Source organism: Aquirufa sp. TARAVU-A1A, assembly GCF_054558675.1.
On sequence record NZ_JBPXKP010000006.1, the window covers coordinates 1 to 23963 of the forward strand.

25 protein-coding genes are annotated in these 23963 nt (G+C 41.5%); 15 read left to right on the plus strand and 10 right to left on the minus strand.

What is annotated here, in order from left to right; genetic code table 11:
* Window positions 1-181: 181 nt before the first annotated feature.
* Window positions 182-757: a DUF6580 family putative transport protein gene (locus tag V7S75_RS09020; RefSeq protein ID WP_459513263.1), complete on the minus strand. Its 576-nt coding sequence runs from the start codon at window positions 755-757 to the stop codon at window positions 182-184.
* A gap of 81 nt (window positions 758-838) precedes the next feature.
* On the opposite strand from V7S75_RS09020, the gene V7S75_RS09025 reads away from it, so the two are divergent.
* From V7S75_RS09025 to V7S75_RS09040, 4 genes are read left to right on the plus strand one after another with little or no spacing between them, the layout of a single operon-like run.
* The gene (locus V7S75_RS09025; protein WP_459513265.1) at window positions 839-1972 is read left to right on the plus strand and encodes a 5-(carboxyamino)imidazole ribonucleotide synthase; all 1134 of its coding nucleotides are present in this window, start codon (window positions 839-841) and stop codon (window positions 1970-1972) included.
* A 10-nt stretch (window positions 1973-1982) separates the two neighbouring features.
* On the plus strand, window positions 1983-2471 hold the full coding sequence (gene purE / locus V7S75_RS09030) for a 5-(carboxyamino)imidazole ribonucleotide mutase (RefSeq protein ID WP_459513267.1): 489 nt from the start codon (window positions 1983-1985) through the stop codon (window positions 2469-2471).
* A gap of 2 nt (window positions 2472-2473) precedes the next feature.
* Complete coding sequence (locus V7S75_RS09035) at window positions 2474-3088, plus strand: LysM peptidoglycan-binding domain-containing protein (RefSeq protein ID WP_459513269.1); 615 nt, start codon at window positions 2474-2476, stop codon at window positions 3086-3088.
* The gene (locus V7S75_RS09040) at window positions 3088-4026 is read left to right on the plus strand and encodes a M15 family metallopeptidase (RefSeq protein ID WP_459513271.1); all 939 of its coding nucleotides are present in this window, start codon (window positions 3088-3090) and stop codon (window positions 4024-4026) included. The genes V7S75_RS09035 and V7S75_RS09040 overlap by 1 nt, the downstream gene beginning before the upstream one ends.
* Here V7S75_RS09040 and fmt read toward each other — a convergent pair.
* A complete protein-coding gene (gene fmt, locus V7S75_RS09045) occupies window positions 4016-4933 on the minus strand; it encodes a methionyl-tRNA formyltransferase (protein ID WP_459513273.1) in 918 nt (305 codons plus the stop codon). The two genes, V7S75_RS09040 and fmt, sit on opposite strands and share 11 nt — an antisense overlap.
* A gap of 206 nt (window positions 4934-5139) precedes the next feature.
* Between fmt and greA the strand changes: the two genes are divergently transcribed.
* Window positions 5140-5613 (plus strand): transcription elongation factor GreA, encoded by a 474-nt coding sequence (gene greA, locus V7S75_RS09050; RefSeq protein WP_459513275.1) that lies wholly within the window; start codon window positions 5140-5142, stop codon window positions 5611-5613.
* A gap of 44 nt (window positions 5614-5657) precedes the next feature.
* Here the strand turns inward: greA and V7S75_RS09055 are convergent, their stop codons facing one another.
* Window positions 5658-6335, minus strand: coding sequence for a YggS family pyridoxal phosphate-dependent enzyme (locus V7S75_RS09055; RefSeq protein ID WP_459513277.1), 678 nt, complete (start codon window positions 6333-6335; stop codon window positions 5658-5660).
* A 91-nt stretch (window positions 6336-6426) separates the two neighbouring features.
* Here V7S75_RS09055 and V7S75_RS09060 point away from each other — a divergent pair, with 91 nt between their 5' ends.
* From V7S75_RS09060 to V7S75_RS09080, 5 genes are all read left to right on the plus strand, one after another.
* On the plus strand, window positions 6427-7410 hold the full coding sequence (locus V7S75_RS09060) for a hypothetical protein (RefSeq protein WP_459513279.1): 984 nt from the start codon (window positions 6427-6429) through the stop codon (window positions 7408-7410).
* 94 nt (window positions 7411-7504) lie between these two features.
* Window positions 7505-7867, plus strand: a complete 363-nt coding sequence (gene rpsF / locus V7S75_RS09065) for a 30S ribosomal protein S6 (RefSeq protein WP_377976775.1) — start codon at window positions 7505-7507, stop codon at window positions 7865-7867.
* A 1-nt stretch (window position 7868) separates the two neighbouring features.
* Complete coding sequence (gene rpsR, locus V7S75_RS09070) at window positions 7869-8120, plus strand: 30S ribosomal protein S18 (RefSeq protein ID WP_377976776.1); 252 nt, start codon at window positions 7869-7871, stop codon at window positions 8118-8120.
* Window positions 8121-8158: 38 nt separating this feature from the next.
* Window positions 8159-8602 (plus strand): 50S ribosomal protein L9, encoded by a 444-nt coding sequence (rplI, locus tag V7S75_RS09075; protein ID WP_459513280.1) that lies wholly within the window; start codon window positions 8159-8161, stop codon window positions 8600-8602.
* An 85-nt stretch (window positions 8603-8687) separates the two neighbouring features.
* Window positions 8688-10838 (plus strand): sialate O-acetylesterase, encoded by a 2151-nt coding sequence (locus V7S75_RS09080; protein WP_459513281.1) that lies wholly within the window; start codon window positions 8688-8690, stop codon window positions 10836-10838.
* Window positions 10839-10893: 55 nt separating this feature from the next.
* Here the strand turns inward: V7S75_RS09080 and V7S75_RS09085 are convergent, their stop codons facing one another.
* Window positions 10894-12123: an isocitrate dehydrogenase (NADP(+)) gene (locus V7S75_RS09085; RefSeq protein ID WP_459513282.1), complete on the minus strand. Its 1230-nt coding sequence runs from the start codon at window positions 12121-12123 to the stop codon at window positions 10894-10896.
* Between the two features lie 130 nt (window positions 12124-12253).
* Here V7S75_RS09085 and purU point away from each other — a divergent pair, with 130 nt between their 5' ends.
* Together purU and ffh are read left to right on the plus strand one after the other, a co-directional pair.
* Window positions 12254-13087, plus strand: coding sequence for a formyltetrahydrofolate deformylase (purU, locus tag V7S75_RS09090; protein WP_459513284.1), 834 nt, complete (start codon window positions 12254-12256; stop codon window positions 13085-13087).
* A 46-nt stretch (window positions 13088-13133) separates the two neighbouring features.
* Window positions 13134-14468 carry a signal recognition particle protein gene (gene ffh / locus V7S75_RS09095; RefSeq protein ID WP_459513286.1) on the plus strand — a complete coding sequence of 445 codons (1335 nt, stop codon included), beginning with the start codon at window positions 13134-13136 and terminating at the stop codon, window positions 14466-14468.
* Between the two features lie 20 nt (window positions 14469-14488).
* On the opposite strand, the gene pheT is transcribed toward ffh, so the two are convergent.
* Both pheT and def read right to left on the minus strand, forming a co-directional pair.
* Window positions 14489-16924, minus strand: coding sequence for a phenylalanine--tRNA ligase subunit beta (gene pheT, locus V7S75_RS09100; protein ID WP_459513288.1), 2436 nt, complete (start codon window positions 16922-16924; stop codon window positions 14489-14491).
* A gap of 9 nt (window positions 16925-16933) precedes the next feature.
* A complete protein-coding gene (gene def / locus V7S75_RS09105) occupies window positions 16934-17506 on the minus strand; it encodes a peptide deformylase (protein ID WP_459513289.1) in 573 nt (190 codons plus the stop codon).
* Window positions 17507-17654: 148 nt separating this feature from the next.
* Here def and V7S75_RS09110 point away from each other — a divergent pair, with 148 nt between their 5' ends.
* The 3 genes from V7S75_RS09110 to bioB all read left to right on the plus strand — a co-directional run bounded on the left by V7S75_RS09110 (window position 17655) and on the right by bioB (window position 21159).
* A complete protein-coding gene (locus tag V7S75_RS09110; RefSeq protein WP_315576969.1) occupies window positions 17655-18272 on the plus strand; it encodes an inorganic pyrophosphatase in 618 nt (205 codons plus the stop codon).
* A gap of 76 nt (window positions 18273-18348) precedes the next feature.
* Window positions 18349-20124: a signal peptide peptidase SppA gene (gene sppA / locus V7S75_RS09115; RefSeq protein WP_459513291.1), complete on the plus strand. Its 1776-nt coding sequence runs from the start codon at window positions 18349-18351 to the stop codon at window positions 20122-20124.
* A gap of 12 nt (window positions 20125-20136) precedes the next feature.
* The gene (gene bioB, locus V7S75_RS09120; RefSeq protein ID WP_459513292.1) at window positions 20137-21159 is read left to right on the plus strand and encodes a biotin synthase BioB; all 1023 of its coding nucleotides are present in this window, start codon (window positions 20137-20139) and stop codon (window positions 21157-21159) included.
* A gap of 10 nt (window positions 21160-21169) precedes the next feature.
* Here the strand turns inward: bioB and V7S75_RS09125 are convergent, their stop codons facing one another.
* From V7S75_RS09125 to V7S75_RS09140, 4 genes are all read right to left on the minus strand, one after another.
* A complete protein-coding gene (locus V7S75_RS09125) occupies window positions 21170-21613 on the minus strand; it encodes a GNAT family N-acetyltransferase (protein WP_459513295.1) in 444 nt (147 codons plus the stop codon).
* A 98-nt stretch (window positions 21614-21711) separates the two neighbouring features.
* On the minus strand, window positions 21712-23292 hold the full coding sequence (gene rny, locus V7S75_RS09130; protein ID WP_459513297.1) for a ribonuclease Y: 1581 nt from the start codon (window positions 23290-23292) through the stop codon (window positions 21712-21714).
* A 54-nt stretch (window positions 23293-23346) separates the two neighbouring features.
* The gene (locus V7S75_RS09135; protein WP_459513298.1) at window positions 23347-23637 is read right to left on the minus strand and encodes a cell division protein ZapA; all 291 of its coding nucleotides are present in this window, start codon (window positions 23635-23637) and stop codon (window positions 23347-23349) included.
* Window positions 23634-23963: a hypothetical protein gene (locus V7S75_RS09140; protein WP_459513300.1), complete on the minus strand. Its 330-nt coding sequence runs from the start codon at window positions 23961-23963 to the stop codon at window positions 23634-23636. Before V7S75_RS09140 ends, V7S75_RS09135 begins: the two co-directional genes overlap by 4 nt.

The following is a 23963-nucleotide window of genomic DNA, read 5'->3' on the forward strand; positions in this document are numbered from 1 at the left end:
GGCGACTACCGATAATTTAAAGCCTAAATTGTAATCACGCTGATTGCGCTTTTGAGGTCTGACTTGATCCTCTGATGTATTCTTTTCCATAAGTCGATTTTATGTCAACTTATTTTAGGACGGGACAGACTAACAAAAAAAGCCCGAATGTGAGTTCGGGCTTTTTTTATATAAACAGGTTCTAGCGCTGCAGTGCTGGAACTTTATTTTTGACTAATTCAAATCCTCCAAATAAAACGCTAGAAAATAAGAACTGACTAATAATTGCATTTTTTAAGAATGGCAAGGCAGCCGCGTAACAAGTCAAAAGGCCTGTTAAATCTTTAGCGTATACCACCGCGTTCCCCGCTTTAAAACCATAGCCAATCGCATCACTTGCCCAAACAGCAAAATTTGAAAGAATAAAAAAGCCTAATACACTGATGAAGTTAGCTCCAACAAATGATCCTAGATTCGAAATGCGAGACCCTAATAGAGCGATACCAGCAAAAAGACTTAAATGCACGAAGTCAAATCCCCACGAAAAACCATCAAAATATTGTGGATAGATGATATTGTTTAAAATCAAATTCGAAATCCAAATCGGAAGAATCGACCATACAATCGCTTGTCTTTGGTTTAATGCGTAGGCTCCAGCAAATAATGCCATCGAACTTACCGGGGAAAAATTCGCCCAAGACGGATTCAGTAAAATTAAAAATCGGCTAGCTACTGCGAGAATTAAAAATCCCAACAGGACCATTGTGCGCTTTGTCATTTGATATTTCTTGATTTGGGAAGCTAAATAATTTCCAAAGGTAAAACAAAAGCCGTAATTTTATCCATTCTATTTCAATTTATGTATAAAGCATTGCCTTCGATTGGGCTTTTGGGTGGTGGTCAATTAGGACGCATGTTATTGCAAGCGGCCATCGATCTAGATATCAAGGTATCTTGTTTAGATCCAGATGCTGAAGCACCTTGCCATGAACTTGCTCACTTTTTTAAGGAGGGCTCTTTTCAAGATTATGATGCGGTGTATCAGTTTGGTCAACATTTCGATGTGATCAGCATCGAAATTGAACATGTGAATATTGAAGCGCTTGAACAATTGGAAAAAGAAGGGAAACAAGTATTTCCTCAGCCGCATATTTTGCGGATGATTCAAGATAAGCGTCTTCAAAAACAATTTTTCCAAGATTACGGATTCCCCACAGCAGCATTTGTATTGACTGAAAATCAGGCAGATATTGCTAAGCATGCGGATTTCTTGCCTGCTTTTCATAAACTAGGCAAAGGAGGTTACGATGGGAAAGGTGTGCAGCGGATCGCCTCTTTAGCAGATCAGGCCAAAGGATTTAATGCCCCTGGTTTATTGGAGAAATCAGTTGATTTTGAAAAGGAACTTGCTGTTATTGTCGCTCGAAACGAACAAGGGCAAATTTCTGCCTTCCCTGCCGTTGAAATGGTCTTTCATCCAGAACATAATTTAGTCGATTTCCTTTTTTCTCCAGCGGCCATTTCCAAGGAAATTGAAGCAAAAGCTGAAAAGATTGCGGTCGATTTAATCGAAAAAATGGGGCTTGTTGGCGTATTAGCAGTCGAAATGTTTTTAACACCTGAGGGCGAAATTTTGATCAACGAAGTTGCGCCTCGACCACACAATTCTGGACATCAGACAATTCGTGGGAATGAAACGTCCCAGTACGAACAACATTTGCGTGCGATTGCTGGATTGCCTTTAGGAAGTACGAAAGCTAAAGGTGTATCGGGTATGTTGAATTTGCTGGGAGAAGCGGGTTTTAGTGGTTTGGCAAAATACGAAGGTTTGCATGAAGCATTAGCTATACCCGGAGTATATCCATTTTTATATGGCAAAAAAATAACGAAGCCATTTCGTAAAATGGGCCATGTCACGATATTGGGCAATACGAAAGAAGAAATTATTGAAAAGTCGGAAAAAGTAAAAAGTCTAATCCGTGTGATTAGTTAAATAGAAAATTATGGTAGGAATCATCATGGGAAGCAGCTCTGATCTGCCTGTTATGCAAGATGCAATTCAAGTGTGTAAAGATTTTGGCATACCGTACGAAGTGGATATTGTTTCTGCTCATCGTACTCCTGTCAAAATGCTAGAATATGCGCAAAGCGCCAAATCTCGTGGCATTCAAGTGATTATTGCGGGCGCTGGCGGAGCAGCACACTTACCTGGTATGGTTGCCTCTGCAACAATTTTGCCTGTCATCGGCGTACCCGTGAAATCATCTAATTCAATTGATGGTTGGGATTCCATTCTATCCATTTTACAAATGCCGAATGGCGTTCCTGTTGCAACAGTAGCCTTAAATGCCTCAAAAAATGCGGGCCTTTTGGCAGTTCAAATGATTGCCATAAGCGACGCTGGTTTATCAGCAAAATTAGATCAATACAAAGCGGAATTGATTGATAAAGTAGCTGAAATGAGTCAAAAAACGAATGATTTAATTAAGTAATTATGAAAAATCCTTTCTCATTTATGAAAGAAAGCGAATCATCTAATCTGCCTTTGGTTACCTTGTTCGTATTGATTGCGACAGTTGTAGCCTTGTTGTTTGTTGGCTATGAACATTTTCTAGGACCCGAAACAAGCAGCCTTGCCAAAGCTGAAAAAGTTCAGGTCGACGAGGATGAATTACCCATGGAAGATATTGTTTCATCTACCGTTATTCGCGATACGACTTCGAGTGATACGGCTTCGGTTGATCAGGAGGCTGTTGATTTAGACCAACAAAAGAAAGAAGCTGAGGCGGAAAAGGTGCCTGAAGTTGCCGTGGAAGAACCTGCGGGTAAATCGTTTACCTATCAAGCAGAAGCGGGAGAATCAGCTGAAACCATCGCGAAACATTTTGGGCTAACTGTTGATCAACTAAAAGCCATGAATCCTTCCGGTGTAAAAGGAGGCTCAAAAGTGAAAGTTAAAGTTCAAGCGATTCATATCGTAGGGAAAGGAGACGTTTTACGCGTAGTGGCCGAAAAGTACCATATTTCCAAGAAAGCCTTGATGGATGCTAATCATAAAAAAGAAGATGTCACGATGCGCGGCGAAGAACTCGTGATTCCATTGCAATAATGCGTTGTCTAATCAGTATCGTTTTTTTTCTTGGGTGTTTTTCGATTCATGCACAAGTAGATTCGTTGCGCTTAGTTTGTAAGCCTACAACGGTAAACCATGTTGACCCACAAGACTTATTGTGGATGTATCGCCAACGAGACACCCTGCGTCATCATGGGGCCGCGACAAATCTACAGGTATCTATAAACGGTCAGCAGATTTCATTGCACGATTCAACAAGTTTAAGGTATTTAGCGAGTTTGCAGGCGAATTATCCTGCCTTAGATTCCATTTATGCTTCCCTTTTGCAAGCTGAAACAATGGCTTTTGCTTTACAAAAAGACAGTTTGCGCGCGCAAGTTTCTGCCCTTGGTTGGTCCATGCGCTATTTGCAAGCCGTTCGGAATTTACAGCGCCAACAACAGTTGAATCGTTCAGGTCGATCGCAAGTGCTCCTCTCTTTCCATAATTTTAATTTAGCTGCTGATGTCGGGTTGTATTCCCACAGACGATATTTACGTAGATCTCCGCGCTATCTTCGCATGGGCCAAATGGCCAAGTCGTTAGGCATGTTTTGGGGTGGGGATTTTGTGGGTTTCCCGGATCCGGGGCATTTGCAACGATTTAAAAATAGTGCTGCGCTCGTAAGTCAATACCCTGTCTTAGCTTTTGAATTTGAAAAGTATCGGGATCATTACGAAGCGATTTATCGTAGAAATGTAGATAATATTGATAAAGTCCTAGATACAGAGGCTTTATTGATTATGTTAAATCGCTTAAAAGTAGGGAAGGTTTGTGCTTGCCAAAAAGCGATCTTACCTCCCGTGAATCATTCAGCTGATACTGCAGCTCGCATCGAAGTCAATACAGATCAAAACTGGGTTTTCATTAAGCCATATCAAAGCAATGGGTATTTTTACTCCTTAGGTCGCTGGGCTTTCGAGACTAAAAATTAAAGTTGTACCCCCGTAGAAATTCATCGATTTTCATTCGCTTCTTACCTTCCATTTGCCATTCCAAGATTTCGATGTAGCCGTCTTGGCAACCTACGCGTAAAAAGGTTTTTTGGTCCGTATCCCAAATGCCAATCCCTAAGTCGGGGATCGTTTCTGGATGAAATTTAATCTGAATGAGTTTGCAATTTTTGCCTTGAAAGGTGGTATGTGATCCTGGGAAAGGATACATGCCACGAACCAAATTGTGAATTTCAGCTCCCGTTTTGGACCAATGTACTTCGCCCGTTGCGCGTGTCAACTTAGGAGCTGGTTTCATGGCCACCGTTTCATCTTGGGGAATTGGGTTTGTGTTCCCTGCTTGGATAGCTTGCGCTGTTTTGACAACTAGTTTGGCTCCTCGTTTCATCAGTCGGTCGTAAACATCTCCCGTCGTATCATCTGGGTGTATCGGTTCCGTTTCTTGAAATAGTAAATCCCCTGTATCTATTTCATGTTGCAAAAAAAAGGTTGTCACGCCCGTTTCAGTTTCTCCATTGATGACTGCCCAATGAATCGGAGCTGCTCCGCGGTAATTTGGTAATAAGGAACCATGCAAATTAAAGGTTCCCAAAGGAGGAAGGTTCCAAACAACTTCCGGAAGCATTCGAAACGCAACAATAACTTGAAGGTCAGGTTTGTATAATATTAACTCCTCGACGAAAGCAGGATCTTTAAGTTTTAACGGCTGAAGAACAGGAAGTCCCTGCGTTTCCGCATATTGTTTTACGGCTGAAGACTGTAGTTGCTGGCCTCTTCCTGCTGGCTTGTCGGGAGCCGTAACGACGGCAACGACATCAAAATTCGCTTGAATCAGCGCTTCAAGGCTTGCAACAGCAAAATCTGGGGTGCCAAAAAAAACAATACGCATAGATGTAGGGGGCTGGGTGAAAATGTTTTATGGTTGTTGTAAAACATTTTTTGTTTACCTTTGTGGCTTACCAAAACTGATTTTGTGTTAGCAAAGCAACATTTATTTTAGTTCCGAATCCGAAACAAAACTACAAATAATTTAAGTAGAACGGTCGGAGGCCGTTCTATTTTGTTTTTTAACACAGGCATTAAATTTCATAGCTTATGGCAAAGTTTCAATATTATACCGCTGAGGCGCTCGACAAATTAAAAGCTGAATTACATCACTTGAAGATTCAAGGACGTTCGGATATGGCCAAGCAAATCGCAGAAGCTCGCGATAAAGGCGATTTAAGTGAAAATGCTGAATATGACGCTGCGAAAGATGCACAGGGCCTTTTGGAACTTAAAATTTCCAAATTGGAGGAAGTTGTTTCCAATGCACGTGTATTAGATGAATCAACGATCGATTTGACGAAGGTTTCGATTTACTCGATTGTTGAAATTCGTAATACAAAAAACAACGCAACGGTAAAATATACAATTGTTTCTGAGGAAGAGGCTGATTTGCGTGCTGGAAAGATTTCAGTCTCATCTCCGTTTGGCAAAGGATTATTAGGGAAAAAAGTAGGTGAGTTAGCGCAAATCCAAGCACCTGCGGGGCATTTGGAATTTGAGATTATGTCCTTGTCTCGTTAGTAATTAGTAGATGACTTCTGAAGCCTCCCGACCGGAGGCTTTTTTTATGCCCTAGGTCCAAAGATGGCAGAGCCCACGCGCACCATCGTGGAGCCTTCCTGCGCAGCAAGTAAATAGTCTCCGGACATCCCCATCGAGATTTCTTGCCAATGTACTCGATTAGACGCAATGCCCGTTTGCTGAGATTTAAATGTCTCGAAAATCGACTTTAATTCTTTGAATTCAGCTTGAATTTGGTTGGTATTCTCTGTGAATGTTGCCATGCCCATTAACCCCACAATTTCAATGTTACTCAAGCTCGCTAGTTCGGGGTGTTCAAGTATTTCAATCGCTTCTTGTTTGTCGAGCCCAAATTTGCTTTCTTCTTGCGCAATGTACATTTGCAATAAGCATGGAATGACGCGATTGTTTTTTGCGGCCTGTTTGTTGATTTCTTTTAATAAAGCGAAGGAATCAACGGAATGAATCAGGTGAATGAAAGGGGCGATGTATTTTACTTTATTGGTTTGCAGGTGGCCGATTTGGTGCCAACGAATATCTTGGGGCATTTGCGCTTGTTTATCCACCATTTCCTGTACTCGGTTTTCACCAAAGTCGAGTATTCCACAGGCGTGCACCGACAATAATTCATCGATTGATCGCGTTTTAGTAACGACAATGAGTTTGCTTGAATAGGGAGCTAATTCAGCTTGAATTTTGGCGATTTCTTGCGCTATGGACATCAGTTCGGAAAAAAATTGTGATGTAAAATTAATTTATTATTTTTGATTCTGCGGTGCGGTACGAAAGTCTGCATCAAATTTTAATACGACAATGCAATCAGATTCAATGAGTTCCCGTGAAAAGCGATTGGTGCGCCTGGTCTATCTATTGGCCTTTTTGGTGATGCTATTGGCTGGGATGCTTTACATTGAAAAATATCAGCCTGATTTTTGGGCATTGCAGCAAAAGCAAGAAAATTTTGTAGAAGATGCTAAGGAGCGCTTAGATTCCATTTCGAAGCAATTGCAGGTGCGTATGGTACAAATTAAACGCTTGGGAGGTCGGGTGAATGAATTAGAAAAGGCGCGTTTACAAATTGAAGGGGATCAAAAAGAATTAGCTGAGCATCCTGAAATCGGCCAAGCAGAATTACAAAAGAAATTAGCCTATTACCTTCGCTTGCTTGGAATTAAGGATCAAGAGATTAAAAAACTTCGTCGGGAAAATGTTTTCTTAATCGCCCGGAATGATTCATTAAGTCGGGAGGCAAAATTACTTCAAGACGGGTTGACGAATGTTCAAAAAGCCTTGAGAGACTCGAGCGCAACTTTTGGGATTGAGAAGAAGGAGTTGAGTGAGCGTTCGCGCGTGTTGGAAGTTCGTAATCAAGAATTGGCAGAGAAGGTTTCTGTGGCAGCAGCATTGCGAGCTGAAGGGGTGAACGTATATGCTATTTCGTCGCGTGGGAAGGAAACGGGGATGCAAGGTCAGCGGGCGAAACGCATTGATAAAATCCGTGTGATTTTTCATTTGCAAAATAATCCGCTAGCTACACGCGAGATTAAGACGATTTATTTGCGCATCATTGAACCTACGGGGAATACGCTGTCTGATTATGCCCTAGGCTCGGGGACGGTGATGTTTAAGGGGAAAGAGTTAGTATATACGGCCAAGCAACGTATCTTTTACGAGAATAATGACCAGTCGGTGGAATTTATTTACGCCCGTTCAACACCCTATCGAGAGGGGAAACATGAAATCGAGTTGTATTCAGAAGGATTTCTGATTGGACTTGGTACATTCGAGGTTCGATAATTTCAATTTATTTTTAGCTAAGTTTTTGATTGTTAAGTATTATTCATACTTTTGCAATCCAAATTTTTTTTAAGTTTTTAAACAACAATTTTGTATGCAATTAAAAAACTACGAGACGGTGTTCATTTTAACTCCCGTTTTGTCTGAGCAACAGACAAAGGACGCCGTTGAAAAATTCAAAAAATTATTGGTAGATAATGGTGCTCAAATCGTTCATGACGATGCTTGGGGCTTACGTAAGTTGGCTTACCCAATCCAAAACAAGCACACAGGATTCTATCAAATCTTTGAATTTGCAGCGGATCCTCAGTTAATCGCGAAATTAGAGCTTGAGTACAAGCGTGATGAGCGTGTAATTCGTTTCTTGACTACTGCGCTTGATAAGCACGCGGTATTGTACAATGAGAAAAAGAGAAAAGGTTTAGTAGGTAGAAAACCAGAAAAAACAGAAGCATAAGATGACATTAGTTAACGAACCTGTAGATAAAAATAGTAATCGCAAGAAGTATTGCCGTTTTAAGAAAGCTGGCATCCAATACATTGATTACAAAAACCCAGACTATTTATTGAAGTTGGTAAACGAACAAGGTAAAATTTTACCTCGTCGTATTACAGGAACTTCTTTGAAATTCCAACGTCGTGTGGCGCAAGCAATTAAGCGTTCACGTCACTTAGCCTTGATGCCATATGTGGCAGATGGTTTGAAATAAACTGGGGTAACCTGATAAACATTTGATTGTAAAATAAGATGGAAATTATATTAAAAACGGATATTGCTGGGTTAGGTTATAAGAACGACGTCGTAGCGGTGAAAGCTGGTTACGGTCGTAATTACTTAATTCCACAAGGATTTGCTGTGATGGCAACTCCATCCAATCGTAAAGTATTAGCTGAGAACATCAAGCAAGCAGCGCACAAAGTGGAGAAAATCCGTCAAGATGCGTTTGATTTAGCTGCTTCTATCGGCGAATTGTCATTGACTATTGCTGCGAAAGCAGGTGATAGCGGTAAAATCTTTGGACGTGTAACTAGTTTACAAATTTCTGAGATGTTAAAGGAAAAAGGATTCGATGTAGATCGTAAGAAAATTTCGTTTGATTCAGAAGTTAAAACGACTGGTGATTACACAGCAACGTTGGATTTACACAAGGATGTGAAACACAAAATTACATTTTCAGTAGTAGGAGAGTAATTTGATTTGCGTTCAATAAGTATTGAAGTCGTATTGGTTTTCCGATACGACTTTTTTCGTAAATTTGTCCTCAATTATTCATGATATGCGCGTACTGATTTTATGTTTTGGAATTTTGATAGCTCATTTGGCGGATGCTCAAATGTTTGTTGCATTTCCGCGTAATCGTCAAATTTTTCAGCGTAACGAAAATAATGAAGCTACTATTTCAATTCTTGGGAATTGTTCGGAAGTAGCAGATAAAGTACAAGTTTCATTTATCCCTGCAAAAGCCGGCCAAGGAAAGTTAATTGATTGGATGTTGCTAGATGCTAATCCCAACGCAGGTATTTATCAAGGAAAGGTTGTTGTGAAAGGTGGTTGGTATCGCATGAAGGTCCGTTCTTACCAAGGCGATAAGTTGATTGATTCAACGGAATTAAATCGTGTAGGCGTGGGAGAGAATTTTCTTATTGCCGGTCAATCCAATGCGCAAGGAACTTATCGTATGCCTTTAGAGATTGGTGCTGAAGATGATCGAGTTAACTGTGCCAATTTTTATGCACATTTCCCAGAATACAACAATAGTCAAACACATTTTTATATTGGGAATTTTGGATTAAACTATCCCTTAGGTGTATTCAGTCAAATGAATTCTTTTTCCACCATAGGTCCCAATGGTCTTTCGCTGCATTATTGGCCCGCTGTTGGCGATACGCTTGTCAAAAAATATAATGTGCCTGTATGCTTTATTAATACGGGTTGGGGTGGCTCTTCCATCCGAAATTGGGTCGAAAGTGCGCGTGGAGTTCCTTCTCCTAACCCCTGGAATCTTGCCGTGAATTATGAGCTTAATTTCCCATACAAAAGTTTTAGTCGATCGCTTGAAATTTTTGGCCAAAAAATGGGTTTTCGGGCTGTACTGTGGCATCAAGGGGAAACCGATGCCCGATTTAAAATGCCTAAAGAGGACTATTATAATTACCTGGTTGAATTGATTAATATCTCCCGTAAGGATGCTAACCAAGAATTACCTTGGATAGTTGCGCAAGCCACAAGAGGGGGAGGTTGTGACAGTGCTACGGTTATTTTGAGCCCAGAGATTCGCGCTGCACAAAAGCAAGTCACGCAAACGCCCTCGCTTACTCAAGTGTATGCAGGTCCTAATACAGATGATATTGAAGTTCCACGAAACCCTTCATTGCCCTATTACGATTGTGTCCATTTTTCTCCTGCGGGTTTCCCTTTCCTTGGTTCTGCTTGGTTTAAAAGTATTGATGATGCTATTGTTAAAGGTATGAAACCGATTACTTACCGAGAAATGCCCAAAATAGATGTGGCGTGCGGTCCTGATAATTCATTGATAATCAAAAAAATCACCGGGGATTTTGTTCGCGGGGATTGGACTGAGTTGGATGGAGCTATGAGTGTCAATGCAAAGAATAATAATAATGTCCCTTATGGGATTTATCAGTCGACTTTATTTGATTCTTTAGGACGCGAATTTAGCATCCCAATCATCGAATTTAAAAAATTAAAACTACCGAAAGCCCCTTCCATATTAGCGAGTGCAGATACATTGTTTTGTTCAAATGCCTCTGTTAAATTAACGGCAACCGGTGGAAAGGTTTCCTATGTTTGGAATAATGGTTCAACGAGTCAAGACATTACGGTTTCTAAAACTGGATTGTTTAAAGTTCGGACTTATGATGAGTTAGGTTGTATTTCTACAGAATCCAAATCGATCTCAACCCAAGTTTTCCCTTTGCCTGCTAGTCCACAAATTAGCACCATGTCGCCTTTTTATTTAACGACAGGGCCACGCATGGCAGGTGTTAGTTACTCTTGGTTTTTAAATGGGAATAAGTTGCCCGTCGCTTCTGATGCCATTAACTTACACGTAAAAGAGTCCGGGCTTTACCAGGCCAAAATAGCCTATGTTTATCCTAAAGGGCCAACTTGTACATCTGATTTTTCAAATCAAATCAATTATGAGTTACCAGCTGGGAATGGCTTAGTTGCTTATCCCAATCCCGCCTCTAAGGAATTATTTATTCAATCAAAATATGACTTGGTAGGTGGCAAATATGTACTTTACGGTCTTGATGGTCGTGAAATGCTGCAGGGAACGATTGATAATTCCATTGCCTTTGTAATCAATGTAAGTGGACTATCTCCCGCTATTTATAAGTTGACTATTCTGCCGAAGAACGGCACAGAGATGTTGTACAAAACCATCATTGTCGACTATCGCTAACATAAAAAAAGCCATCCGTCAACTGACAGATGGCTTTTCTCTTATTGTTAAAAGCTTACGCTAGCGCAGCTTTTAAGTTCGTATCCAAAGCTTCTAAGAACTCTTCCGTATACAAATAGTGCTCGCCATGATTCACTTTGTTTCCGTGAATACATACCGCTAAGTCTTTCGTCATTTTACCTGACTCAACTGTCTCAACACATACTTTTTCCAATGTTTGGCAGAAGTTAATCAAGGCTGCATTGTTGTCTAATTTACCACGGAATTCTAATCCACGTGTCCAAGCAAAAATCGATGCAATTGGATTCGTTGATGTAGGTTTTCCTGCTTGGTGATCACGGTAGTGACGTGTAACTGTTCCGTGCGCAGCTTCAGCTTCCATAACCTTTCCGTCTGGAGTAATCAATACAGAAGTCATTAAGCCTAATGAACCGAAACCTTGTGCAACCGTATCTGATTGAACGTCTCCGTCATAGTTTTTACAAGCCCAAACAAAGTTACCATTCCACTTCAAGGCAGAAGCAACCATGTCATCGATCAAACGGTGCTCGTAAACGATACCCGCAGCGTCAAATTTCGCTTTGTAATCTGATTGATAGATCTCCTCAAAAATATCTTTGAAACGACCATCGTATTTCTTCAAGATCGTATTCTTCGTCGATAAATATAATGGCCATCCTTTGCTCAATGCCATGTTAAAGCATGAGTGCGCAAAGCCTTTGATTGATTCGTCTGTGTTGTACATTGTTAACGCAACACCATCTCCTTTAAAGTTGTATACTTCAAATGTTTGTGCTTCGCCACCTTCTTCTGGTGTGAATGTTACTGTTAATTTACCTTTTCCCTTAGTTACGAAATCGGTTGCTCTATATTGATCGCCAAATGCGTGACGACCAATCATGATCGGTGCAGTCCAGTTAGGTACTAAACGTGGAACATTTGAACAAACGATTGGCTCACGGAAAACCGTACCATCCAAAATGTTACGAATCGTACCATTTGGCGACTTCCACATTTGCTTCAAATCGAATTCTTTCACACGTGCTTCATCCGGAGTGATTGTCGCACATTTGATTCCAACACCGTATTTTTTGATAGCCTCAGCTGCCTCAATCGTTACTTGGTCATTCGTTTCATCACGATACTCTACACCTAAATCGTAGTATTTAATATCTACATCGACGTAAGGCAAGATCAATTTGTCTTTGATAAATTTCCAAATGATGCGAGTCATTTCGTCTCCATCAAGCTCAACGACCGGGTTGGCCACTTTAATTTTTTCCATTTTGATACAGATTGTTTATAAGCTTTCAAATAATCGGGCTTAGGCACGATTAATCTTGCAAAGGTAAATAAGGAATTCTTTTTTATTCACGATTTTGAGGTAAATTTGAAGGATTGAGTCAATATTTTTTATGGAAACGGTTATTAAGATTGCCTGTCAGGATGAAAAAGGTCTCGTGCACAAAATCACAGGCATTTTATTCGAAAAATTATTGAATGTCACACGCACAAATGAATTTGTGGATGAGGCATTTAATCAGTTTTTTATGCGCATTTCCTATGTAGGGAATTGTGAAATTCATGCGCTTCAAGCTGAACTTTTGGCCGTCTTGCCACAAAATGCTCAGGTTGAAATCATTCCGCCCGCATTAAAACGTGTTGTCTTATTAGTAACCAAAGAGCATCACTGCCTGGGAGACTTATTGATCCGTTCACAATTCCAAGATCTCCCATTCCAAATCGAAGCGGTCATCGGGAATCATGCCATTTTACAAGGCTTGTGCTCGCAATTTCAAATGCCTTTTCATCTCATTAGCGCTGATGGACTTGAGCGCGAAGCGCATGAAAAGCTTGTTGAAGCCCAAATTGATGCTTACTCGCCAGACTATATTGTTTTGGCGAAGTATATGCGCATCTTGACTCCGAGCTTTTCTGCGAAATACTTGGGTCGGATGATTAATATTCATCATTCGTTTTTGCCCGCGTTTGTGGGGGCGAAGCCTTACCAACAAGCCTTTGACCGTGGCGTTAAGATTATCGGTGCCACCGCCCACTTCGTGACAGATGACCTGGATGAAGGTCCGATTATTTGCCAAGATGTTGTTGCGGTCAATCATAGCTATTCTGCCAAAGAGATGGCTAAAGCGGGTAAAGATGTGGAGAAGATTGTCTTAGCGAATGCCTTGAAGATGGTTTTCGAAGACCGTGTTTTCATGCATCAGAATAAGACCATCATTTTTGATTAAGAATTTGCTCCAAAATGCGTAAATTGCATTCCTTTTTTATCATACTATGTTTGAAAATTTAAGTTCCAAGTTAAGTACCGCGATGCGGACCCTCAAAGGAAACGGACGCATCACCGATGTGAACGTTGCCGCGACCGTCAAAGAAATTCGTCGGGCGTTAATGGATGCCGACGTAAACTATAAAGTTGCCAAAGAAATCACTGATCGTATCAAGGATCAGGCCATGGGCCAGAAAATCTTGATCGCCGTTGAACCAGGCCAATTATTAGTTAAAATCGTTCAAGAGGAGTTAACCCAATTAATGGGTGGGACCAAGCAAGATATTAACCTGAAAGGTGACCCCGCGGTTGTGTTAATCGCAGGTTTGCAAGGTTCTGGTAAAACGACTTTCTCGGGTAAATTAGCCCAACATATTAAAAAAGGAGGCAGAAATGTCTTGTTGGTAGCTTGTGATATTTATCGCCCCGCTGCGATTGACCAATTGAAAGTATTGGGAGAGCAAGTTGGCGTAGAAGTTTACGCTGAACCCGAAAACAAAGACGCCGTTTCCATCGCACAAAACGCCTTGTCTTATGCCCGCAAAATGGGTAAGAAAGTCGTGATTGTCGATACAGCTGGTCGTTTGGCTGTTGATGAAGCCATGATGAATGAGATTGCAGCTGTAAAAGAAGCCATTCGCCCAACCGAAATTTTGTTCGTCGTGGATTCCATGACAGGACAAGATGCGGTGAATACAGCCAAAACTTTCAACGATCGTTTGAATTTTGATGGGGTTGTCCTAACGAAATTAGATGGTGATTCACGTGGGGGTGCCGCACTTTCTATTCGTCAGGTGGTAGATAAGCCGATCAAGTTTATCTCAACTGGAGAGAAAATGGAGGCTTTGGATTTGTTCTATCCAGACCGGATGGCAAATCGTATATTGGGCATGGGTGACGTACTTTCCTTGGTTGAACGTGCGCAACAAGCTTTTGATGAAGAGGAAGCTGCTCGCTTAAATAAGAAGATTCGTCAAAACAACTTCTCATTCGAAGATTTCTATGCGCAATTGCAGCAAATCAAGAAGATGGGTAACATCAAAGATTTGATGGGTATGGTTCCGGGTATGGGCCAAGCCGTGAAGGATGTGGATATTTCGAATGATTCGTTCAAGCCAATCGAAGCAATTATCCAATCGATGACCTTGAAAGAGCGTCAAAATCCTGATATTTTAAATCCAGCGCGTAAAAATCGCATTGCAGCTGGTTCTGGGACATCGATCCAACAAGTCAATGGCTTGTTGAAGCAATTTGAAGACATGCGTAAAATGATGCGCATGATGAACAAAGTGCAAGATGGTAAAATGAAAATGCCGAACATGGGAAACATGTTCAAGCGATAAAATTTGGCAAAGCCTTGATTCTATTTACGAATCAAGGCTCCCAATTCCTTCTCAAAGCGCGTGATCAATCGATCCATCGTCGCATCAATCACCTTATCTGTTAGTGTTTGAGTTTCATCTTGTAGGATGAATGAAACGGAATAGGATTTCTTTCCTTCTCCTAAATTCTTGCCTACATACACATCAAATACAGCTACGCTCTTCAATAAATTCTTTTCCGTTTGTTCCGCAACACGTTGAATGGCTTGCAAACTGACCGTTTGGTCTAATACGAGCGATAAGTCGCGACGCACCTCCGGGAACTTTGAAATTTCTTGATATACAAAGTTTCCTTTCTCTTGCTTCATCCAGAAATCCCAATCGAAATCTGCCATGAAAACTTCCTGTTTCACGTCGAATTTTTGAGCCAATTTTGGATGCACTAATCCTAGCGAAACGACTGGTTTTTTGTTAACCGTAATCGTTAAGCCATAGGCAAACACCTGCGATTGTTCAATCACCGTCGTGTCAAATTGCGCTACACCCAATTGCTTCATCGTCGCAATTACTTGCGCATATAATTGGTGCAATTGACTTTTTTGTGGCGCATGCGACCAGGTTTCCCCTTCCGAAAGTCCCGTTGTATAAAGCGCCAAATGGCGTTTTTCGATAAACTTCTCACCTTTTTTATGGTAAGTCTTTCCGAATTCGAAAAGTTTCAAGTCTTTTTGTCGGCGGTTAATATTATGCGCCAAAACCTCCAAACCATGGAATACCAAATGCTGACGCATGACGCCTAAATCTTCCGATAAACGGTTTAAGATTTCGACTGTGTCAAACGTAAGGTCTTTGGCGATTAAGCCATGGTAATCGCCTTTCGTTAAAGAATTGCTGATGATTTCTTGGAAACCTTTGGCAGCTAAACTTTGTCCGATCGTCAATTGAACTTTTTCCTTGTCGAGTGCCGGAAATTCTGAAATGAATTTAGCACTTAGGTTTTCCGATAATGGAATGTTGTCTAATCCATGGATGCGAAGAATTTCTTCGATGATATCTGCTTCACGTGTAACATCCACACGATATGCGGGAGCGACAGCAATAAATCCTTCTGCCGATTTATTTTTTAATTCGAAATCCAAGGCAACAAGAATTTCTTGGATGCGTTCCGCGCCAATTTCAATGCCGATGAGCTGTTTGATACGCGCATAAGTCATTTGAATTTCTGCCAAAACCGGTTTTTCTGGATAATAATCCACCAAGTCGGAGCTGATTTGTCCACCTGCGATTTCTTGGATTAACAAGGCTGCATATTGAATCGCAAAAGCTTTTGCTTCGATGTCTGTTCCACGTTCGAAACGGAAAGATGCATCTGTTTTTAAGCTATGAATTTGTGCTGCCTTACGGATACGTTCAGGTTTAAAGTAGGCTACTTCCAAATAGATACGAGTCGTTGAATCTTGAATGGATGAATCCGCGCCTCCCATGACACCGGCCAAGCCAATCGGACCTTCGGCATCACAGATCATGATTTCTTCTCCTGATAAAGTGCGCTCAGCGCCATCAAGCGTGGTGAATTTTGTGCCTGCCTTTGCTTGGTCTACGATTAACTTTCTGCCACGTAATTGATTCCAGTCATACGCGTGCATCGGTTGGCCTAAACCATGGCAAATGTAATTCGTCACATCGACAATGTTATTAATGGGACGTAAGCCAATAGCCGATAAACGCTCTTGTAACCATGCAGGTGATGGGCCTACTTGAACGCCATCTATCGTCAGTCCGCAAAAACGGGTACAGCCTGTGTCTTGAATTTTTACCTCGATAGGAAATGAATTATTGGCAACCTTAAATGCAGATACATCGGGTAGTTTTACCTCGATTCCGCTGACAGCTTTGATGTCGCGCGCTACACCCCAGTGCGATGCTGCGTCTGCACGGTTTGGCGTCAGGCCGATTTCCAAAACAAGGTCGGAGTCGATTTGAAAGTATTGCGCTGCCGGAGTTCCGTTAGGCAATGTTGTATCTAAAATCAAGATGCCATCATGCGATGTGCCGATGCCAATTTCGTCTTCAGCGCAAATCATGCCCTCAGAAGGTTGACCGTAGACTTTACGTTTTTCAATCGTAAAAAGTGCTTTTCCTGTATTGTCGTACAAAGTCGTGCCTGGCGTTGCGACAATTACTTTTTGGCCTGCAGCAACATTCGCCGCGCCACAAACGATTGTTAGGATTTCATCGAGTCCTGCGTCAACGGTTGTTAGGCTAAGCGTTTTTTCTTTAACCTCAAATTTTTCACAGGTCAATACTTCACCTACTACGAATCCACGTAAACCTCCCGGGATTTTTTCGTGAGCTTCGATGCCTTCTACCTCTAAGCCTGTGTTTGTTAATAATACATCGAGTTCCTCTGCTTGGCCTTGTTGGGGCAAACGAGCCAAATCAATAAAATCACGTAACCAATTAATCGAAATCTTCATGTTGCTGAATTAGCGGGATAACTTCATTTTATAATCCACAGAAACTTTCCCGCGGGTAATGTCACTTAATTTGTTTTTGATCATACGTTTTTTGACAACATTCAGGTGATCCGTGAATAAAATCCCTTCAATATGATCGTATTCATGCTGAATGATACGTGCGGCGAAGCCTTCAAAAACGTCTGTTCTTTCTTCCCCTTTTTCCGTCCAGTAATGGATTTTGACATATTCTGGCCGGAATACTTCGCCTCGAATTCCTGGAATGGATAGGCATCCTTCCTCGAATCCCCATTCTTCGCCCGTTTCATCTAAGATGGTTGCGTTCACAAAAACCTTTTTGAAATCGATTAACGATGGGTCAATGTCCTCTTCTTCCTCTCCTTCGTTCATAGGTCTGCCGTCCACGACGAAAAGGCGTATGTCCATGCCGATTTGCGGGGCAGCTAAACCAACGCCACTAGCCGCATACATGGTTTCAAACATGTCCTCGGAAAGCTTGATTAAATCAAGGGAACCGAAATCAACAGGCTTTGCCACTTTGCGTAGGACTGGGTCGCCGTAGGGGATGATGGGATATATCATTGTCTATAAAAAATCAAACGGCAAATTTAACGAAAAAACGGGAAAATGTGGAATTTTTAAAAGCGAATGGAGTCCTTTGGTTTCCTTATTTTTTTGTAATTTGCGAAGATTATGAAACCTAAGTTGTTTTTTGATATAAGATAAAAATATGAATCGTAACTTTTTTAAAGCACATCCTTGGCATGGTATCCAGATTGGTGACCAAATGCCTGAACAAGTAACTGCATTTATTGAAATCGTACCAACGGATACGGTTAAATATGAAATTGATAAACAAACGGGATATTTGAAGATTGATCGTCCTCAAAAATTCTCGAACATTGTTCCTGCTTTGTATGGCTTTTTGCCACAAACCTATTGTGCGGATGGTATTGCGGAATTAGCGCGTAAATATTCTGGTAAGGATATTATGCAGGGGGATGGGGATCCATTGGATATTTTAGTGCTTTCGGAGCGTGCAATCACGCATGGTGATATTTTATGTCAAGCGATTCCTATTGGAGGAATTCGTATGATTGACAAAGGAGAGGCGGATGATAAAATTATTGCGGTATTGAAAGATGATCCGATTTACGGTAAATGGCGTGATATTTCTGACGCACCGAAGGATATCGTTCAACGTTTACGTCACTATTTTTGGACGTATAAGATGTTGCCAGGTGAAACAACTTCTCCTGCAGTGGATATTGATGACGTATATGGTCGTGAGGTAGCTCATGAGGTTATTCGTCAATCGCGTGAAGATTATCGTAAAAACTTTGGATAGACATTTGACCGTTGGTCATAATTAAAGCCAAATTGAATGAAAGCTTTCGATATTCGTATCGACTAAATTAAAAGCTATGTGGCAATTTGTTAAATATTCGTTGGCTACCCTGGTAGGCATTTGCTTGTTTTTTGTTTTTGCTTTACTCCTGATTGTTGGGGTAGGAGCTGCCATGGAAGGTGGCGAAAAAGAGTTTGAAGTAAAAGAGCAGTCGATTTTACGTTTAGATTTGAATCGACCATTCGTAGAAAATGCCTCTACGGAAGATAGCCCATTAAATGATTTACCCAATCCTTTCTTTGCAAGCACGGATAAATTAGGATTAATTCAGGTGCTATCTGCTTTGGAACGAGCACGTGTTGATTCCCATATCAAAGGAATTTACTTAGATGTAAGCTTTCCGATGGCGGGTTATGCCAAATTGACCGAGGTTCGCAATGCTTTAGCGAAATTCAAAAAGTCGGGGAAATTTGTCTATGCTTACGCGAATTCCTATTCCGAGAAGGGCTATTTTGTGGCTTCGGTTGCTGATGTCGTATACCTGAATCCGGCGGGTTTATTAGACTTCAATGGTGTGAGTGTTCAATATATGTTTTTCAAAAAAGCCTTTGATAAATTAGAGATTGAGCCCTTGGTGTTCCGCGTGGGGCAGTTCAAATCAGCCGTTGAGCCTTTTATTCGGGAGGATATGAGTCCTGAAAATAAGATGCAAACCTTGTCTTTCATTCAATCAGTGAATAAAGACGTTTTCCAAAAAATATCGGAGAGTCGGGGAATTTCAGCTGCGAAGCTGAATACGATTGCAGATAGTTTACAGGCATTTGATCCGAAAAATGCGGAACGGTTGGGAATGGTCAAATTGGGCTATTTGGACGAATTTGAGGCGAAATTAAAGGCATTGACTGGCAAAAAAGCTACTGAGGAGTTGAAATATGTAAAGCTTGGGGATTATTTACATGCCAAAAATCCGATTCCAACGGTTGAAGGAAATAACAAGATTGCAGTCCTGGTTGCTGAAGGTGAAATTGTGGGGACAAAAGGCGGAGATGGAAGTATCGGCTCGGATGATTTTGTCAAAGAATTAAAGAAACTACGTGAAAACAAATCGGTCAAGGCGATCGTATTGCGTATCGATTCGCCGGGTGGCTCATCATTGGCTTCGGATATCATGTGGCGTGAGATTGAGCTAACTAAGAAAGTGAAACCGGTCATTGCATCGATGTCAGATTATGCGGCTTCCGGTGGCTACTACATGGCGATGGGGACGGATGTGATTGTGGCGCAGCCAACAACGATTACGGGTTCTATTGGTATTTTTGCGCAATGGTTGAACTTGGATAATTTCTTCAAGAACAAACTGGGGATTACGCAAGATCATGTCAATACGCATGCGCATTCGAATTTTATGACTTCGGCAAGTGCATTGACGGATTTCGAGAAATCGGTTGTTCAAAACATGGTCAATCAAGGGTATTTATCCTTTACTTCCAAAGCTGCTCAAGGTCGCAAAATGTCCTTGGCGAAATTGCAATCCTTGGCAGGAGGGCGTGTTTGGACGGGCGTACAAGCCAAACAAATTGGATTAGTAGATGAATTAGGAGGGTTGGATCGGGCGATTGAAATTGCGGCCGACCGAGCAAAATTACCTCCTGCAAGCTATAAGGTATCGGTTTATCCGAAAGCAAAATCTTTCTTGGATGAATTGATATCTACAGCCTTTTCTGAGTCTTCGATGGAGGCTCGATTTGTGCAAAGTAACTTGCCTTGGACAAAGTCGATTTGGGAATTAGATCGCATGAAAAAGCGTGAAGGGTTTTTGGCATTAATGCCGTTTATGATGGAATTGGAATAGTTAATTAAGAATATGGAGATTAGAAATAATTGGACACGTGAAGAGGTTGAGCGGATTTTCAACCAACCTTTTTTGGATTTAGTATATCAAGCGGCGACGGTTCATCGTGCCTATCATGATCCGAATGAAGTACAAATTAGTACGTTATTATCCATCAAAACAGGTGGATGTCCAGAGGATTGCTCGTACTGCTCTCAAGCAGCTCGTTACCATACAAACGTTAAGGTTCAAAAACTTTTACCATATGAGGAGGTGATTCAAGCGGCCGTTCGGGCGAAAGATAATGGAAGTTCTCGTTTCTGTATGGGCGCTGCATGGCGTGAAGTGCGCGATAACAAAGACTTTGATCGTGTTTTGGACATGGTAAAAGGGGTGAATTCTTTGGGTATGGAGGTTTGTTGTACCTTGGGAATGCTATCTGAAGATCAAGCGCAAAAATTGAAAGATGCTGGCCTTTATGCCTACAACCATAACATCGATACATCCGAAGAATATTACGATGATGTCATCTCTACGCGTACCTATGATGATCGTTTAGAAACCTTAGGGAATATACGTAAGGCGAAATTGTCCGTATGTTCAGGAGGAATTATCGGCATGGGAGAAAGCACTGCTGACCGAATCGGAATGTTGTTGACTTTGGCGAATTTGCCGGAACATCCTGGTTCAGTGCCGGTGAATAATTTGGTTCCTGTAGAAGGGACACCTTTTGAAAACCAACAAACTGCTTCGGTTTGGGATTTGGTTCGCGTGATTGCAACGGCTCGTATTATGATGCCTAAGTCGGCAGTTCGTTTATCCGCAGGTCGTTTGGAATTGAATTATGAAGGTCAAGCGTTCTGCTTTATGGCTGGTGCGAATTCCATTTTCTCAGGGGATGTGTTATTGACTACACCGAATCCAGATGCGAAGTCGGATAAGGAGTTATTCCAAATCCTAAACATCAAGCCGAAGGAGGCATTTAAGGATGAGCAGAAAGCGGGGATTGAGTTCAATCAAATCCCGAGTGCTCAGGGGCTTGAACATAAACATTAAAATGCAAGCGCTATTCCGAAAGGGGTAGCGCTTTTTTCATGCGGTAATGTTGGATTTCCCCAAAGAGCAAATACGATTCTTGTTCAATTTGATAGCCTAAGCTCTTGTAAAATGGCACCGCATTTTCGCGTGCTTCAAGAACTATTTCTTGCCAGCCATTTTCCGCTGCTACCTTTTCCAAGTAACTCATTATCAGTTTTCCAATTCCTTTGCCTTGTTGGTCCGTTGCCACCGCGACGCACCTCACTTGGCCCTGTAAAGGGGCGGATTCATGCATACGCGCCACGCCGAGTACTTTTTCGTCTTCATCGATGGCCATTACATGAATGGCTGTTGCTTCGTCTTGTAAAACTTCAGAACCATGCGGTTGATTCCAAGGTTCACGCAAAACGTGGTAGCGCAGGGCGTAATAGGCCTTCCATTCAGCTTCTGTATGTGGTGCTTTGATTTCCATAAAAAGTAAACGCTGCCAGGGTCATGACCCTGGCAGCGTTAGCAAAAATAGGTAAAAATGTCGAACGTGATTTGCCGTTCAACGAATTATCATAAAACTTATTTTGCAAAATTTACTGCCCGCATTTCACGGATAACCGTTACTTTGATTTGGCCAGGATATTGCATTTCTTTCTCGATTTTTTGCGAGATATCAAATGATAGCTTTGATGCTTTGTCATCGCTCACATGCTCAGAATCTACCAAGATACGCAATTCGCGGCCTGCTTGGATGGCATAACATTTTTGAACGCCTTGGAAAGATGTCGCTAAATCTTCTAAATCACGTAAACGCTTCATGTAAGATTCCATCATCTCGCGACGTGCGCCTGGGCGTGAGCCTGAAATCGCATCACAAACTTGGATGATTGGTGAAATCATGGAAGTCATTTCGCACTCATCGTGGTGAGCACCGATTGCATTACAAACCTCTGGATGCTCTTTGTATTTTTGAGCTAATTCCATACCCAACAATGCGTGAGGCAATTCGGGTTCTTCATGCCAAACTTTACCAATATCATGGAGTAAACCCGCACGTTTTGCAAGCTTTGCATTCAAGCCTAATTCAGCTGCCATGGTCGCACATAATTTGGCTACTTCACGGGAGTGTTGCAATAGGTTTTGTCCATAAGATGAACGGAAACGCATACGACCCACCATCTTAATTAATTCCGGATGCAATCCGTGAATACCTAAGTCGATAACCGTTTTTTCTCCGATCTCAATGATCTCGTCATCGATGTTCTTCTTCGTTTTGTTTACCACCTCCTCAATACGTGCAGGGTGAATACGTCCATCTTGTACCAAACGGTGTAATGACAAACGGGCGATTTCCCGACGAACCGGATCGAAACCTGAAATGATGATGGCTTCAGGGGTATCATCAACGATGAATTCCACGCCAGTTGCTGCTTCCAGCGCACGGATATTACGACCTTCCCGACCGATAATCTTTCCCTTGATGTCGTCTGACTCAATATTGAAAACAGATACACAGTTTTCGATCGCGTTCTCTGCCGCGGTACGTTGGATCGTTTCAATCACAACTTTTTTCGCTTCTTTGGTCGCTGTTAATTTTGCTTCCTCGATGGCTTGTTTCACAATGGAACTTGCCTTCGACTCAGCCTCTGCCTTCAAGGCATCGATTAATTGTTGGCGTGCTTCATCCGCAGAAAGATTCGCAATTTTCTCTAATTGGTTGATTTGTGTCGCAAGCATGGCTTCCGCCTCTTCGCGTTTCTTTTCTACCTCTTCGAATTTCTTGCGGTAGTTTTCTTCCTTGGATTGAATGCTTTGTTTTTGGGATTGCAATTCTTGATCTGCAATACGTTGCTGCTCTTGTTGCTGAGTCAACATGCGCTCTTTTTCGCGCAATTTTTGTTCGTTTTCTAAAAGGATTCCTTTCTTAGCTTGAGTCTCTTCTTCAAACTCTCCGCGCAAACGCAAGAAGTTTTCTTTCGCCTCCAGCATGCGGTCTTTCTTCAAGTTTTCCGCTGCAAATTCTGCATTTTTTAGGATTTCAGCTGCTTTTCGTTGGGCTTCCTCCTCGTGGTTCTTGTTTGATTTGGAAGAAAAGGACTTCCCAATAAACAAGCCACCCGCTGCCGCAACGATGGAAATAATAATGGATATAATGGTCATATTAATTGTTAGTTTATGAACATCGGCTCCAAAACGACTGAATGAAAAGGGGATTTATAGTTGGAATTCATCCACGAGCGCTAATAATTGCTCGTTCTCAGATTGAACATTGTTGTTAAATGATTTCTTTTCCGTCTCGAATTTCAATCCACACATAGCTAAATCCAATGCCACAAGGGCCATAATCTTACTTGGATCTGAACTATTTGTCTCTTTCTCGTAATATTTCACGAGGCGGTTAACCAAATTTGCCGCTTTCCGCACACATGACTCCTCCTCTTCACTAACCTTTAGCGCGACATTTTGTATGCCTAAAAGGAGATTACAAGGTAATTTAGTACTCATGGTTTGCGTAATTGCTCAATACAATGATCTATACTTACTATATATTCGTCTAACTTTTTCTTCAGTTCAGCTTTAGCTGCCTCTGTATCTTCTGTATTAACTACAAGTTTACCAATTTTATCTGATTTTTTAAAGCTTTTCTCCAATTCTTTTGATTGGCTCAATGCTTCTTGTAATTCACGTGTTTTGGCTTCGAGTTTCTCTTGTAATTCTTTGTTTGATCTTTCTAGCTCAGCAATTTTTCCATCGTTTTCTTGTAAACGCGCTACCATCAAACTAATTTTTAGTTTGAGTTGTAGGTATTGCGTTTTCAATTCTTGCTTCAT